At 68.8% G+C, this 14,532-nt stretch carries 15 protein-coding genes; 4 read left to right on the top strand and 11 right to left on the bottom strand.

From position 1 onward, the window contains the following. Nucleotides 1–81: 81 nt before the first annotated feature. Nucleotides 82–1,212, top strand: a complete 1,131-nt coding sequence (locus tag ACWGR4_RS37430; RefSeq protein ID WP_380009054.1) for a hypothetical protein — start codon at nt 82–84, stop codon at nt 1,210–1,212. Between the two features lie 217 nt (nt 1,213–1,429). Here ACWGR4_RS37430 and ACWGR4_RS37435 read toward each other — a convergent pair whose 3' ends face one another. The 4 genes from ACWGR4_RS37435 to ACWGR4_RS37450 form a co-directional block, all read right to left on the bottom strand. Beyond that, entirely contained in the window at nt 1,430–2,554 is a 1,125-nt protein-coding gene (locus ACWGR4_RS37435; protein WP_452128596.1) for an NAD(P)H-dependent flavin oxidoreductase, read from the bottom strand. Nucleotides 2,555–2,668: 114 nt separating this feature from the next. Further along, entirely contained in the window at nt 2,669–3,826 is a 1,158-nt protein-coding gene (locus ACWGR4_RS37440) for a thiolase domain-containing protein (protein ID WP_380009048.1), read from the bottom strand. After that, complete coding sequence (locus tag ACWGR4_RS37445; RefSeq protein WP_395799050.1) at nt 3,823–4,890, bottom strand: lipid-transfer protein; 1,068 nt, start codon at nt 4,888–4,890, stop codon at nt 3,823–3,825. The genes ACWGR4_RS37440 and ACWGR4_RS37445 overlap by 4 nt, the downstream gene beginning before the upstream one ends. A gap of 73 nt (nt 4,891–4,963) precedes the next feature. Then, nucleotides 4,964–5,959 carry a Zn-ribbon domain-containing OB-fold protein gene (locus ACWGR4_RS37450; protein ID WP_452128595.1) on the bottom strand — a complete coding sequence of 332 codons (996 nt, stop codon included), beginning with the start codon at nt 5,957–5,959 and terminating at the stop codon, nt 4,964–4,966. A gap of 177 nt (nt 5,960–6,136) precedes the next feature. Between ACWGR4_RS37450 and ACWGR4_RS37455 the strand changes: the two genes are divergently transcribed. Next, a complete protein-coding gene (locus tag ACWGR4_RS37455) occupies nt 6,137–6,547 on the top strand; it encodes a VOC family protein (RefSeq protein WP_380009039.1) in 411 nt (136 codons plus the stop codon). 44 nt (nt 6,548–6,591) lie between these two features. Here the strand turns inward: ACWGR4_RS37455 and ACWGR4_RS37460 are convergent, their stop codons facing one another. The 6 genes from ACWGR4_RS37460 to tgmA all read right to left on the bottom strand — a co-directional run bounded on the left by ACWGR4_RS37460 (nt 6,592) and on the right by tgmA (nt 11,601). Beyond that, nucleotides 6,592–6,984, bottom strand: coding sequence for a helix-turn-helix domain-containing protein (locus ACWGR4_RS37460; RefSeq protein WP_380009036.1), 393 nt, complete (start codon nt 6,982–6,984; stop codon nt 6,592–6,594). Between the two features lie 115 nt (nt 6,985–7,099). Continuing rightward, nucleotides 7,100–7,864: an SDR family oxidoreductase gene (locus ACWGR4_RS37465; protein ID WP_380009033.1), complete on the bottom strand. Its 765-nt coding sequence runs from the start codon at nt 7,862–7,864 to the stop codon at nt 7,100–7,102. A 200-nt stretch (nt 7,865–8,064) separates the two neighbouring features. Then, on the bottom strand, nt 8,065–8,694 hold the full coding sequence (locus ACWGR4_RS37470; protein ID WP_452128594.1) for a phosphotransferase: 630 nt from the start codon (nt 8,692–8,694) through the stop codon (nt 8,065–8,067). Nucleotides 8,695–9,262: 568 nt separating this feature from the next. Then, nucleotides 9,263–10,483, bottom strand: a complete 1,221-nt coding sequence (gene tgmC, locus ACWGR4_RS37475; RefSeq protein ID WP_452134304.1) for an ATP-grasp peptide maturase system methyltransferase — start codon at nt 10,481–10,483, stop codon at nt 9,263–9,265. Beyond that, nucleotides 10,381–11,337 carry an ATP-grasp ribosomal peptide maturase gene (gene tgmB, locus ACWGR4_RS37480; RefSeq protein WP_452128592.1) on the bottom strand — a complete coding sequence of 319 codons (957 nt, stop codon included), beginning with the start codon at nt 11,335–11,337 and terminating at the stop codon, nt 10,381–10,383. Before tgmB ends, tgmC begins: the two co-directional genes overlap by 103 nt. Nucleotides 11,338–11,340: 3 nt before the next feature. Next, nucleotides 11,341–11,601 carry a putative ATP-grasp-modified RiPP gene (tgmA, locus tag ACWGR4_RS37485; RefSeq protein WP_452128591.1) on the bottom strand — a complete coding sequence of 87 codons (261 nt, stop codon included), beginning with the start codon at nt 11,599–11,601 and terminating at the stop codon, nt 11,341–11,343. A 178-nt stretch (nt 11,602–11,779) separates the two neighbouring features. On the opposite strand from tgmA, the gene ACWGR4_RS37490 reads away from it, so the two are divergent. Next, nucleotides 11,780–13,363, top strand: coding sequence for a hypothetical protein (locus ACWGR4_RS37490; protein WP_452128590.1), 1,584 nt, complete (start codon nt 11,780–11,782; stop codon nt 13,361–13,363). Then, nucleotides 13,364–13,723: a signal peptidase I gene (locus tag ACWGR4_RS37495; protein WP_452128589.1), complete on the top strand. Its 360-nt coding sequence runs from the start codon at nt 13,364–13,366 to the stop codon at nt 13,721–13,723. It abuts the gene before it with no gap. A gap of 100 nt (nt 13,724–13,823) precedes the next feature. Here the strand turns inward: ACWGR4_RS37495 and ACWGR4_RS37500 are convergent, their stop codons facing one another. Next, on the bottom strand, nt 13,824–14,399 hold the full coding sequence (locus ACWGR4_RS37500) for a TerD family protein (protein ID WP_452128588.1): 576 nt from the start codon (nt 14,397–14,399) through the stop codon (nt 13,824–13,826). Nucleotides 14,400–14,532: the final 133 nt, after the last annotated feature.

Here is a 14,532-nt window from a genome sequence, read left to right on the forward strand (position 1 = left end):
ATGATTTGGCGCAGACTCGCACGACGTCTCAACCAGCCCGACGCGTCGGCGCACCGTCGGCGCGTGGTCAGGAGGAACCCGATGCCGATCCCCGTGCCCCTGGACGAATATCCGGTCCACCAGGTCCCGCTGTTCCACAGCGAGGTCGGCTCGACCGACCGGAATTTCTACGACCGCTGCATCATGCACGCCTACGACCGCACGGGCGGCGTACAGATCGCCACCGGCCTGGGCGTCTACCCGAACCTGGGCGTGATCGACGCGTACGTGGTGGTCCGCAGGGACGGTCGCCAGCACGCGGTGCGGATGTCGGGCGCGCTCGGCCCGGACCGGATGCGGCAGGAGGTCGGCCCGTACCGCATCGAGGTGTTGGAGCCGCTGTCCAGCGTGCGCGTGGTGTGCGACGCGCCGGAGCAGGGCATCACGATCGACCTCACCTTCACCTCGCCGTTCGCGCCGCTGCCGGAACCTCGACACGTGCAGCGCAGCGACTTCAAGCCGATGCTGGACGCGTCGCGCTTCGTCCAGATCGGCGACTGGACCGGCACGGTGACCCTGGACGGCGAGGAGATCACGGTCACCCCGCGGACCTGGTCCGGCTCGCGCGACCGCTCGTGGGGCATCCGCCCGTCGGGCGAGGCGCCGCCGGCCGGACGGCCCGCGCAGACCGCCGGGTTCTGGTGGAACTGGATCCCGCTGCACCTGGGCGACCAGGCGCTGATGATCATCGCGCAGGAGTCCGCCGACGGGCACCGTTTCCTGACCGAGGCCATCCGGATGTACCCGATCGCCTCCGGGAAGGCTCCCGAGCAGTTGGGCTGGCCCGAGTTCGACGTGCGGTACACGCCCGGCACCCGGCACCCCGAGGGCGCCGACATCCACCTGACCGACCGCAAACGCAACGCGCTCACGCTGCGCCTGGAAAACCACGGGTACATCGCGCTCAACGTCGGCGCGGGCTACGGCGGCGACCCCGACTGGGGGCACGGGCAGTGGAAGGGCGAGGACTACCTCGACGGCGCGGTGTACGAGCAGAAGGACCCCGGGGTGGCCAAGCGCATCCCGTTCGGTGTGATCGACCATGTGGCCACCGCTCGGCTGCTCGGTCCGGACGGCGCCCTGATCGCGGAGGGTCTGGGCATCTTCGAGCACGGCACGTTCGGGCGGCACGACCCGTCGGGGTTCACGGGGTGGGATTCGGTGGCGCCGTAGCGGCGGGGGCTCGCCCCCGGCGCAACCCGCGCACCTTACCGGACATGCACCGTTGATGCCCGCAAAACGCATAGATTGCTGAAATACCGGGACAGTTCGCGGTATTCATAGGCGCGGGACCGGTGTCACTCACTCCCGTGACCCGCCGACCGCCGGGCCGTGCACGCGAGTCCTCCCGCGCGCCCGGCCCGGCCGGTCTCGGCCGGAGCGGTCCGGCTCAGTCGTCGGCCAGGAACGCGTTCAGCCGCTCCGTGGTCTCGATCCACTCCTCGACCAGCGACATCACGACCTCCTGGGTCGGCCGGACCCGGTCGAGCATGCCGACCACCTGGCCGACCGGCCAGCCGTTGAGTTCCTTGTTCTTCGTCCGGGTGAACCGCCGGGACGCCGCGTTGAAGATGATGCCCTGGAGCGGCATCGGCAGCGGGTCGGGGTTGGCCGGGTCCTCCCACGCCTCGGTCCACGCGCTCCTGAGCTGGCGGGCGGGCTTGCCGGTCATCGCGCGCGAGCGCACGGTGTCGGTGGACTTGGCCTCCAGGAGGTTTTGTACCGAGACCTCGTGGGTGTCCGCCTCGGCGACGGTGAGCCACAGGCTGCCGGTCCACACCCCCTGCGCGCCGAGCGCCAGCGCGGCGGCCATCTGCCGGCCGCCGCCGATGCCGCCGGCGGCGAGCACCGGGATGTCGGGGCCGACCGTGTCCACCACCTGCGGGATGAGCACCATCGTGGAGATCTCGCCGCAGTGCCCGCCGGCCTCGGTGCCCTGCGCGACCACCACGTCCACGCCCGCCTCGACCTGCTTCTGCGCGTGCCGGGGGCTGCCGCACAGGGCGCCGACCAGGACCCCCGCCGCGTGGCAGGCGTCGATGATGTCGGCCGGCGGCGGGCCGAGCGCGTTGACGAACATCTTCACCAGCGGGTGCTTCAGCGAGACCTCGATCTGCGCGCGCGACTCCAGGTCCACGTTCAGTCCGGCCGCCTTGACCGGTCGGTCCGCCAACTCCGGGGGCAGCGGCGGGATGTGGTGCGTCTCCAGGAGTTCGTCGACGAACTTCCAGTGCTGCTCCGGGATCAGCTTCTCCAGGTTGGCGGGCAACGCCGCCTCGCCGCCGCCCTTGCCGACGTAGGCCATCGGGATCGCCAGGTCGACGCCGTACGGCTTGCCGTCGGTGTGCTCGTCGAGCCAGGCCAGCTCGACCTCCAGCTGCTCGGGGTCGAACGCGAGCGCGCCGAGGACCCCGAAGCCTCCGGCTCGGCTGACCGCCGCGACCACGTCGCGGCAGTGGGAGAACGCGAAGATCGGGAACTCGATCCCTAGCTTCGCGCAGATGGGGGGCTTCATCGGCACAACCTCCGGTCACCGGGTGAAGGCCCCAGAATAGGAAGGCTCCTTGACCAAATCAAGGTCAAGGAGCCTTACCATTTGCACCGGGGCGCCGGGGCGGCACCCGCGCCGCTACGGCTTGTCCGTGCCGACCGCCCACATCGCGAAGTACTGCGCCGCCGCGCCGTACGCCTGGGCGAGGGCGACCTTCGCGCCGTCCACCTGGTGCTCGCCGGCCGTGCCCCGGACCTGGAGCGCCGCCTCCAGGAAGCGGAGCATGCCGGAGGCGCCGATCGGGTTCGAGGACAACACGCCGCCGGACGGGTTGACCGGGAAGTCGCCGTCGAAGGCGGTCTCGCCCCGGTCGACCATCTTCCAGCCCTCGCCCACCGGCGCGATGTCGTGGCCCTCCAGCCACATCGGCTCGTACCAGGAGAACGGCACGTACAACTCGGCCACGTCGATCTGCCGGCGCGGGTCGGTGATGCCGGCCTGGCGGTACACGTCCCACGCGCAGTCGACGCCGGCCTGCGGGCGGATCGGGTCGCGGCCGTTGAAGGACGACGGCTCGGAGCGCATCGAGGTGCCCAGGACCCAGGCCGGCGCCCGCCCGTCGGCCGCCGCCGCGTCGCCGCCCGCCTCGTCGGTGAGCACGATCGCGCCGGCGCCGTCGGAGGACGGGCACGACTCCAGGAAGTGCAGCGGGTCCCACATCATCGGCGACTCGCGGACCTTGTCGATCGAGATGTCCTTGAGCTGGAGATGCGCGTACTCGTTGCGCAGCGCGTTCTGCCGGTCCTTGACCGCCACCTGCCAGCCGATGTGCTCGGGCGCGCCGGACTTGCGGATGTAGGCGCGAATCCACGGCGCGAACGCGCCGCCCGCGCCGATCGAGCCGGACTTGCCGCCGCCCAGGCCGAATTGCGCGTTCCCCTCGGACTGCTTCTCCCACGCCACCGCCAGTACCCGCTTGTGGACGCGGCTGCTGATCAGGTGGGAGGCCACGATCGCGGTGGATCCGCCCACGCTGCCGGCGGTGTGTACCCGGAACACCGGCTTGCCGGCGCCGCCGAGCGCGTCCGAGAGGTAGAGCTCGGGCTTCATCACGCCCTCGAAGATGTCGGGGGCCTTCCCGATCACCACCGCGTCGATGTCGCTCCACGTCATCCGTGCGTCGTCGAGCGCGCGCTGGGCGGCCTCGCGGACGAGCCCGGCGATCGACAGGTCGTCGCGCCGCTTCTTGTGCTTGGTCTGGCCGATGCCGACGACGGCAACGCGCTCATGGGTCATCGGTTGTCACCTTCCAGGACACAGACGAGGTTCTGCTGGAGTGCCGGGCCCGAGGTGGCGTGCCCGAGCGTGCGCGAGCGTCCGTCGACGAGGATCGCCTCGGCCGCGTCGGCGATCCGGACCAGGCCGGTGGCCATCAGCGGGTTGCCGGTGAGCGCGCCGCCGGAGGGGTTGATCAGGACGTCGTCGGCCAGGCCGAGCGACTGCCGCAGGATCACCTCCTGCGCGGTGAACGGCGCCATCAGTTCGGCCACTTCGACGCCGGCCACGCCGCCGGCGCGCGCCGCGGCGAGCCGGGTGGAGGCGGAGTCGGTCAGGTCGCGCAGGGCCGGGTTGTGCACCTCGCTGCGGTGGTCGATCCCGGTGATCCAGGCCGGGCGCTCGGTCAGTTCGGCGGCCCGCGGGCCGCGCACCAGGACCACCGCGCAGGCGCCGTCCGAGATCGGCGGCAGATCGCTCCTGCGCAGCGGATTGCGCAGGTAGCCCTCGGCGAGCAGCTTGTCCACGTCCTGCTCGGCGGTGCGTACCTGCTGGTTCGGGTTGCCGGCCGCGTCCCGGCGCGAGCGCGCGGCGATCTCGGCGAGTTCGCGTTCGGTGCTCTTGCCGGACTCGATCAGCTGCCGGGCCTGGAGCGCGGCCAGCGAGACCGGGTCCAGGCCGAGCGGCGCGAGGTAGTACGGGTCGAGTTCGAGCGGATAGATCGCGGCCGGGTCGCCGGTGGAGGACTTGCCCGAGCCCATCGCCACCGCGATGTCGATGTCGCCGTGCCGCAGCCGCACCCACGCCTCGTACATCGCCCACGCGCCGTCCATCTCGACGTGCGATTCGTGGATCGGCGGCCAGGCGCCCATCGCGTCCAGGTTCGGCACGAACGAGAACGTGCCGCCGGAGATGTAGTCGCACGACCCCTGGCAGCTGAAGCCGATGTCGGAGCGCCGCAACCCGACCTTGCCCAGCGCCTCGTCGACGACGATGAGCAACATCTCGGTCTCGGTGAGCTCCTGCCGGCGTACCGCCGGGAGCTGCGCGGTCGCGACGATCGCGATGTCGCTGTCCTGCCGCACTGCCGTCTCCCTTGTCTCGCCCGCCTTTTGACGTGTCGTCATTTTTGACCTGCCGTCATGTGACGCGTCGTCATCAGAACACCCGGTTCATGTAGTGCTCGGCGGGCTCGTCCGGCTCGCCGGTGGGCCGCCAGCCCTTGATGAAGCCCGCGACGGTGCCCCAGCCCTTGCTGGTGATCTCCGCGGCGTCGCGTTCGGCCTCGGGCATCCACTCCGCTTGCACCCGCATGCCGACCCGGATCTCGGACACGGGGAGGTCCAGGATCTGCTGCTGGGCGATCACCATCTCGTCGCCTTCGAGCACGACCGAGGCGCGCGCGAACGGCTCGGTCTCCTTCTGCCCGGGGTACGGGGTGGGGGTGATGATGGTGTAGTTGGACACCACACCCCGGTCGGGCAGGTCCTCGTCCAGCTCGGGACCGAGTCGGATGGCGTCCACGGAGCAGTAGCCCCGGCCCAGGAACACCCGGTTGCACTGCGGGCAGCGCTGACCGGTCAGCTTGCCCGCGCGCAGGTTGCTCGCGTAGCGGACCAGGGTGGGCGAGAGCACGTCGGTGTAGGTGATCGTGGAGAAGTACTCCATCGTGGTCACCTCCTGCGCCTCGCCGGGCTCGCCCTCCGGGGTCTCGGCGTGCTCGCCGGGGACGAAGCAGACGATGTCGTCGATCCGGCCCACGGGCTCGTCCCGCCAGCGCGGCGCGACCCGCATGCCGGTGTACACGGCGTCCTCGGCGCCCGCGTCGAGCACGTGCACCAGGTCGGTGTCGGCGCCGTCCAGGCGGATCAGGACGAAGGCGAACGGGCGGTCCAGCGGGTGCGATGCGATCGGTTCGGCGACCCAGGTCCAGGACCGGACGGTGCCGGCGGGGCCCACCTCGACGAAGTCGCGCGCGAGCTCGTTCCCGGTCTCCGGGTCGTACTCCATCGGCGGCACGATCACCCGCTCGCCGGAGCGGATGCCGACGATCCGACGGGCGGTCAACTCGGAGAAGAAGCGGCCCATGACCGGCCCGAGTGTGCGCTTGTAGGGGAACTGGATGGTACTGACGGTCTGTGTCGACACGGTCATCCTCTCGGCCTTGGAACGAGGTCGGCCACCGGCCGAACGATAGGTAAGGTTCCTTGACGAGGTCAATGGATAGCGAAAACATGTTCTCTCCAGGGCTGTTCGAGGGCCCTGGGGCGACGGGTCGACTCAGCGGTTTTGGATAAGTTTTCGACCGGGCGGCGAACTAGCGTTGGGGCCATGTTCACCTCGATCTTCCAATCACAGATCTTCGTCCTCGACCAGAACGAGGCACTCGACTTCTACGTGGGCAAGCTCGGCCTGGAGGTCAAGGCCGATGTCGACATGGGCTTCATGCGCTGGCTGACCGTCGGCATCCCCGGCGAGGCCGGCCGCGAGATCCTGCTGGAAAAGCCCGGACCGCCGTCGATGTCCGCCGAGACGGCCGACCAGGTGCGGGAGTTGGTGACCAAGGGGGCGATGGGCGGCTGGCTCATCTTCATCACCGCGGACTGCCGCAAGACCTACGAGACGCTGCTGGCCATGGGCGTCGAGTTCACCGAGGAGCCGACCGAGCGGCCGTACGGGGTCGACTGTGGGCTGCGTGACCCGTTCGGGAACCGGATCCGGTTCACCCAGCCGAACACCTGAGGACGCCGGCGCCCGGTCCGCCTCGGGCGGTCGGGCGCGGGCGGTCAGCCGCTCGGGCGGGACCAGGCCATCGTGAAGCAGGTCGGCACCCGGGCGGCCACCGCCTCCTTGCGATAGGCGCGCGGTGATCGGCCGACGATGTCGTGGAAGGTACGGCTGAACGTGCCGGGGCTGGCGAAGCCGACCTCGAAGCAGATGTCGGTCACGCTGCGGTCGCTCTCACGGAGCAGGAACATCGCCCGTTCGACCCGGCGCCGCTGGAGATAGCGATGCGGCGTCTCACCGAAGGTGGCCCGGAAGGTGCGGGTGAAGTGCGCCTCGGACACGTGCGCGATGCGGGCCAGGGCCGGGACGTCCAGCGGCTGCGCGTACGCGCGGTCCATCGCGTCGCGGGCCCGCAACATGCGGCGGTTGGTGTCCTCGGTGGCACGGCTCACGGGGCCATCCCATCACGGTTGCGTCCATGGCCGGTCGCGCGGTCGACACACTCCGCCGGCGAGCCCGCTCCGGCTCCCGCCGGGGCGGCGCGCTCGTCGGTGTGCCGGTCGGGTGTCAGCGGCCGACGTGCTCGGCCAGGAAGTCCTCCCAGGTGCGGGTGCCGACGGTGGCCTTGTCGAGCGACAGATTGACGCCCGCCCGGTAGGCGCGGCCGATCTTGCCGGGGATGCGGACCGGGAGGTGGAGGCGGCGCTTGCCGGCCGCGGCGAGGTAGCCGCGCGCGAGTTCGCCCATCGTGTAGACCTTGGGGCCGGTCAGGTCGGCGACCAGGCCCGACGGGGCGCCGAGGGTGAGTTCGACCATGCGCTCCGCGACATCGCGGCCGTCGACGGGCTGGAAGCGCAGGCCGCCCGGGTTGGGCACCACCGGGAACTTGGTCATCGAGCCCATCATCTTCAGCACGAGCTCGTTGAACTGGGCGGCGCGCAGGGTGGTCCAGGGCAGCCCGGACGCGGTCACCGCCTGCTCGGCGCCGAGCTTGGCGCGGAAGTACCCGATCGGCATGGTGTTCGCGCCGATCACCGAGATGTACACGAGGTGCCGCACACCCGCGTCCTTCGCGGCGCGCACCAGGTTGCGGGTCGCCTCGTCGTCGCCCTTGGCGCCGCCGGCCAGGTGCAGCACGGTGTCGACGCCCTTCACCGCCTCGTCGATCCCCTCGTTCTTCAGCAGATCGGCGCGCACCTGCTCGACGCCGTCGGCCGAGGTGCCGCCGCGCCGGCTGAGCACGCGGACCTCGCGACCGGCCTCGCGCAGCTGCGGGACGATCAGGCTGCCGAGGGTGCCGGTACCGCCGGTGACCAGGATCGATGCGCTCATGACGACTCCTTCGGAAACCGCCCCGGCTCGTTCCGGGGCCTCTGCTTCCTTGACGGAGCCCCCGCGAAAAGTGTGACTACGAATTTCCGCGCGGGTTTCGACACCTGTTCGGGGACGCGTGACGAGCGACCGAGCCGAGGGGGCGGCCATCCCACCAATGACCGCCCGGCCCGGCCCCAGTAGGTGCAGAGAGGCACCCGTCAGCCTGCGATCGGGGCCTCGATCATGTTGAGCCACCAGGTCGACCGGCCGTTCGTGTGGTCGACCATCGCCTCGGCGAGGAGGCGCCGTGTCGTGTGCGGGGTGCGGCGCCATTCGGGAAAGCGCCACATCCAACGCCGTACCTCCCCGAGGTTGTGCCCCTCGTCCACCAGGTGCGACCCGACGAAGGCGACCTCCGCCCACCGCGGCCCGAGCGCCACCTGGCCCCAATCGACGACGGACAACCGACCGTCGGGCCGAATGATCATGTTGGCCGAGGTCAGATCGGTATGCAGGAGCCGATCCCCACACAGCGGCCCCGACCGCCCCGGCGGCAAATGCTCCCGCAACCGCCCGACCAGGGTCGGCAATCCGGCACTACGTCCGGGCCGGATCCGCCCGATTCGATCCATCGCACCGACCACCTGCACCAGATCCGGCGAATCGAGACACAACCGAACGGCCCGACCCTCCACGTACTCGAAGACCAACACCCGCCACCCGTCGACGGCCCCGTAATGCAGCAGCCGAGGCGAGAGCACACCGGTCACGGCGCTCGCCGCAATCTCACTCGTCTGCGCCCGAGCCGAAAGCGGCGCGGTGGCCTCCTCGGCGGCCTTGACGAACACGGCCCCATCGGCGGTGCCGACAACAGCCGCAAAGGAACTGGTATGCGGCCCGGCGACAGCCTGCACCGTGCCCACGACCCCAACCGACTTCTCCACGAAATCGCATACGCCCCAGGGAAGTTGGCCCCACCCCACCCCCGCACTCACGATGCCCTCCGCCCCGCGAGGATGGGCAGGGCAACCACCCCGACCTGCCGCCCGAGCGCATCCAAGTGCCTCAACTCCCGTACAGCGCGCGCCAATTCATCTCCGAGATCAAGCACCACCAGGTGCTCGACCGGACACGGATACGGCGACCGCCCACCCTCCCGGGGCTGCACCACGGCCACCCGCTCCGAAGCGGCGGGCAACGCAACCACGGTCCCCTCCGGCAACTCGGCATGCCGCACCCGAGCCCCGACAACAACCGGCAGCCCACTCTCGGATCGATACTCTTGAATCTCCATCCCTGCCTCACGGTGGATAGATGGAAGACAGCGGCCGGGCGCCCGCCTCGAATCGAGACGCCCGACCGCTGTCGCTTGAAAGAGCGGCAACACAAAGCCGCCACCCCGGCACTACTCTCGGGCTACTCCCACACAAGCCGCTGCCCGTCCGGTCCCACTCGGATCCGCAGGCTTTCCGTCGGGAGTTCGGCCGCACGCCATTCGGCCACGCGCTCGCTGATCGTGTCCCACAACCGTGCGGGCCCACCTTGCCGCACACGTGGCCGACCGTTGCGTTCGTACACGCACGCCCACGCGCCGGCTTCGACGTCGACCAAGACCTCTTCCCGATGCCCGAGGCGATTCATCGTGAGCCGTTGCGCGCTGGGCGCGGCGAATTGTGCGACCCATCGGGTCGTGTGATCGTCCAGCACATCCGGGCCGAGGTCGCTCGACTGTTCGTCGCCCGAGTCGAGATCGGGCAGCAGTCCGAGTGGCGGCGGCGTCTGCGGTCTCGCGATCATGAACCCGACCTGCCCGCCCAGCATCGGCCCCGCGGCCGTGCCGTCATCGGCGACCGTCAGCCGTACCAGTTCGCTCGCCCCCATCCACCCGCCGTACACCGGGGCCAGAATCTCGCCGCCGGGTCGGGTCTGTGCGATCCACTCGGTGGGCACGGTTCGCACTCCGCACGTGGCGATCACCCGGTCGTACGGTGCCCCGTCGGAGTGTCCGCCGAGTCCGTCGCTGGCGACCAGGGCCGGGCGATATCCCAGCCCGGCGAGTGCCACGCCGGCGATTGCCGACACGGTTGGATCGACCTCGACACTGGTCACCAGGTCGTCGCCGAGCCGGTGCGCGAGAAGCGCCGTCGAATATCCGGTCCCGGTGCCGACTTCGAGCACTCGCATACCCGCCGACACCCGCAGTTCCTGCAGCATTCGAACGACCAGCCCCGGCATCGTGCTCGAGGACGTCGGCAGTTGTCGCACGCGCCCGTCGACATCGCGCGGCACGAGGACCCCGCCGAGCTGCGTGACGAGCGTGGCGTTCTCGTACGCCCTGGCAAGCTTGTCCGGGCCGTCCTCGACCGATGTCGGGCGGTACCAGCCCTCGTCCTCGTACTCGAACCACCCCCCGGTCAGGAACGCTTCACGAGGCACCGCGCGAACCGCCGCTTCCCACTCGGGCGAACGCACGATCCCTTCCTTCACCATCAATTCGGCCAGCCGGCCGCGAAGCACTGCGGCTTCGTCGTCGCTCATGCTCTGGTCACTCCGTTCTGGAGAAGATCGGCGAGTGCCGACGCGATCGGTTGCTCCGTCGCGCTTTCCAGCCACGCCCATTGGCCGTTCGGGTTGCACTCCAGGAACCACCAGACGTCATCGGCGGTCACGGCGAAGTCGAACGCGCCGAATACGAGCCCGAAGTATTCGAGAAAGGCGAGCATCGCCCGACGGATGTTGTCCGAACAGGAAACGGCTTCGTAGACAAGCGACTTGTAGGCCGCTCTCCAATCCGGCACGCCTGGCGGTGCGATGATCCGGACGCAGAAGACTCGATCACCGACGACGGTCGCCCTGATGTCGGCGATCTTGTCGACGTATCCCTGAAACAGGTGTGGGCTGAGGCTTACCGCACCGGTGATCTCCTCCGGATCGACGATCGCCGCCCAAATCCCGGCGGGTGACCCGTCGACGGTGTACTCACCCGCGTGCAATGGCTTGTAGATCGCCCTGCGTTGCCGACAGAACGCCTTTGCTTCCGTTGGGTCGTTGGTGATGATCGTCGGCGGTACCGGCATACCGAATCGCCCTGCCGCGACGAGTTGAGCGGTCTTGTACTCGGCGCGGGCAATCGCAAGGGGGTGACTCACATACAGACAGCCGGGCAACGAGCCGAGCACACCCCCGAAGCCGCGTCGGTGCTCCTGGGCCGCGAAACGCTCACCTTGCTCGCTTGCGGACACGGAATACGGGGTCGGTCGGCGGTGATACAGGGCACGCACATTCGCGAGGTCGACGGAACGATCGCCGACGACCAGCCGACCACCCCAACCATCGCGGGTAGTCCGGGCCGCGAGCGTTGTCATCCCTCGCCTGCCGGGATCGACGCGCAGGACGGGCACCCGGCGACGGTTGAGTTCGGTGATCACCAGATCGGCCGTCGGATCCAAATCCTCGGTGGCAACCAACACCGGGCGCCAGTCCACGCGCACCCCTTAATCCTGCGTCGCGTCGTGGCCGGTGTCCGCGTCCTGCCGACCGTCCTTGCTGATCTGCGTGGGCGGGTACGAGTTCACCGACGTCCCGTGCTTGCCCATTTCGGCCCGCTTCGGCCGGCCATCCGCCCCTACCCAACGACCGGTCTGCGTCTCCGGGTCCACCCCGGCGTACCGAACGTCCGTCGCTCCGCCCACATTGTCGAGCGGCAGCATTCGACCGAACCCCCATGGGACAGCCTGCTGTTTGCTATTCACCATCGTTGTCAACTCCTCGTACGGATGCTCGGTTTCGAAGACTTCGCCGGGCTCCCTCAGCTGATGGTCGATAGGCTGTCGTCTTCACGGTCACGAGTTAACTCGTTGTAGCGGTCGGCAGAAATGAACTGGCGATGCACCGGCGATGCACTGGTGATGCATCCGGGAAGGCGGATCAGCAGTGATCTTCATCGACAGGTGGACCGGTCGCGAGGCTGCCGCCCTTCAACGCGCGATGCGCTTGACCAATGAGGGATTCGCACAACATCTGGGAATGGCCACACGCACCGTTGCCGGATGGCACGCCCGACCGGAAAGAGTTGTCGTTCCTGTCACCCAATCCATCCTCGACACTGCCCTCCATCAGGCAGAAGAGGCAGTACAGACCCGGTTTCGACACGTCCTGGACAACGTATGGAGCGCGGCGCCAAGCCCGGCACACGCGTCGTCGGTCATGGCCGAAGTCGAGGAGCGACTTACCTCGGATCCGGATGTCGCCGCAGCCTTGACATGGCTGGACCGTTGCACGGATGCGGACGTCGGCAGCAGTCGCGCCAAGGTGACCGATCGACTGACCGCTCTCGATCGCGGAAGCCTGCACGATCGTGCATATCGACGCGGACGGATTCAACGAGGAGACCTCGCGACCGCACTGTCCACCTACTACCGCCTCGGCGGCGGTCACCACCGCGCATACTCCGCCAAATGTGCGGAAGACCTACTCGAGACCACCGTTCTCACGACACCCGAATGGCTGGACATCTCACAACCGGTCGCATCCGTGACTTCGAAGTTCAGTCTGTCCGGGCCGCGCCAAGGGGCGAGACAGTCATTGCCGGCATTCGTGGCAAGTGCTGCCGTCGAGCGCTTGGCCGAAGTAGTCGCCCACCGAACCAAGCTTGTGAACGCTCCGATCTATCGCCTTCTAGACCATCGGATTTGCCAGGAACGAGTGGAAGCGGCTTTCGCACTGGCAGAGTTCGTGGAATACGCATTGACCATGGACCTCCTCGAGTGGGAACTCGTCGACGCGTTGATCGACGGCAGGGAAGTGGCGCCGGGTTCCCTGCCACTCCGCGACCACTACCTGGGCGACGTCTCGGCTGTACTGGCCACGCAACGGCGACTGTGCGTCGGCGGGCCGGTCGCGTTGTGCGCCTTCGCCAGACCCGGTCGGATGTCCCGGGGATCCCCTCCGGACTACGTGCTGTTGGTCCAAGAGCGAGGCAGCAAGGTGCTGAACTCGGCACGTCGGCTCGCCGTCATCCCCAAGGCGTTTCACGGACCTCTCGTGGACTACGGCGAGGACGCCCACGTGGCCGCCACACTCGAACGAGAGATGGAAGAAGAACTCTTCGGGCGAAGCGACGTCGATTCCACCATGGGCCACGTGCGTCACGCGGATCCGATGCACCCCAACCGACTCTCTCCACCGATGCGTTGGCTCTCGGAGCATCCGGATCACTGGCGCATGGAACACACCGGCTTCGGCATCAATCTCATAAGCGGAAACTTCGAGTTCGGCACCCTGATCGTGGTGGAGGACGAGGACTGGTGGGATCTGTTCGGCGGTGACATCCAGGCAAACTGGGAGTCGTTGGGGCTACGGCGATACTCCAGTCTCGACCGACCTGGTCTCGCCGGCCTAGCGGGGGAGCCGTCCTGGAGCAACGAAGGGCTCTTCGCCCTCCTTCAGGGTTTGCGACGGCTCTCGGAAATCGGGGGCTCCAGGGTGGACATGCCGAGCATCGAGGTGAGGTTGTAAGTGGCGGACAACTGGTACGGCGGCAACGCCAATGACGACGCCGAACAGCATCGCGGTTGGCTTCTGGGGCACTTCGTCGATCCGGTGAATGGCGGCGTCCGCGCCACCGGTGACCTCGAAGTGAAGTGGGGCATCCATCCGGCGGGCGAGGCCCGCCCCGAATGGACCGCCGGCGATCAGCGCACCACGATGCTTCTGCTCGTGTCGGGGCGGTTCCGGCTGGATCTCACCACCGGCAGCACGACCCTGGCACGCCAAGGCGACTACGTCGTCTGGGGGCCCGGAATCGACCACTCCTGGGCGGCCGAGGAGGACTCGGTGGTCGTGACGATCCGTTGGCCGTCCATCCCCGGGCACTGAAGGCCGACCCGGCGCCATCGACGCGGGGGCCGGGGTGAAACGGCGAACGCCGGCCGGGGTGATCGGCTTGCCCGGCCGGCGTTCGAGGGGTGCTTTCGGGTCAGACGCTGACGCCGAAGTCCTTGGCGATGCCCGCGAGGCCGGAGGCGTAGCCCTGGCCGAGGGCGCGGAACTTCCAGTCGGCGCCGGCGCGGTACAGCTCGCCGAACAGCATCGCGGTCTCGGTGGAGGCGTCCTCGGAGAGGTCGTAGCGGGCCAGCTCGACGTTGTCCGCGGCGTTCAGCACGCGGATGAACGCGTTGCGGACCTGGCCGAACGACTGCTTGCGGTTCTCCGCGTCGTAGACCGAGACCGGGAAGACGACCTTGTCCACGTCGGCGGGCAGGCCGGCGAGGTTGACCTTGATCTGCTCGTCGTCGCCCTCGCCCTCACCGGTGCGGTTGTCGCCGGTGTGCTCGACAGTGCCGTCCGGGGTCTTCATGTTGTTGAAGAACACGAAGTGCTGGTCGGAGTAGACCTTGCCGGTCGCGTTCACGACGATCGCGCTCGCGTCGAGGTCGAAGTCCTCGCCCGTGGTCGTGCGCAGGTCCCAGCCGAGGCCGACGACGACGGCGGTCAGGCCAGGGGCCTCCTTGGTGAGGGAGACGTTTCCGCCCTTGCTCAGGCTCACGGCCATGGATGGTGTCCTTCCAGAGGATGTCTGACGTCGCGGACGACGCTACTGCTACTGATCCGGACGTGCAGCAGGCACGCGTAAGTTCCCGAACACCCCGAAAGGGGCCGTCAAGGTGGCGGTGATCACGGGGTGC

The organism is Embleya sp. NPDC055664 (assembly GCF_053618075.1).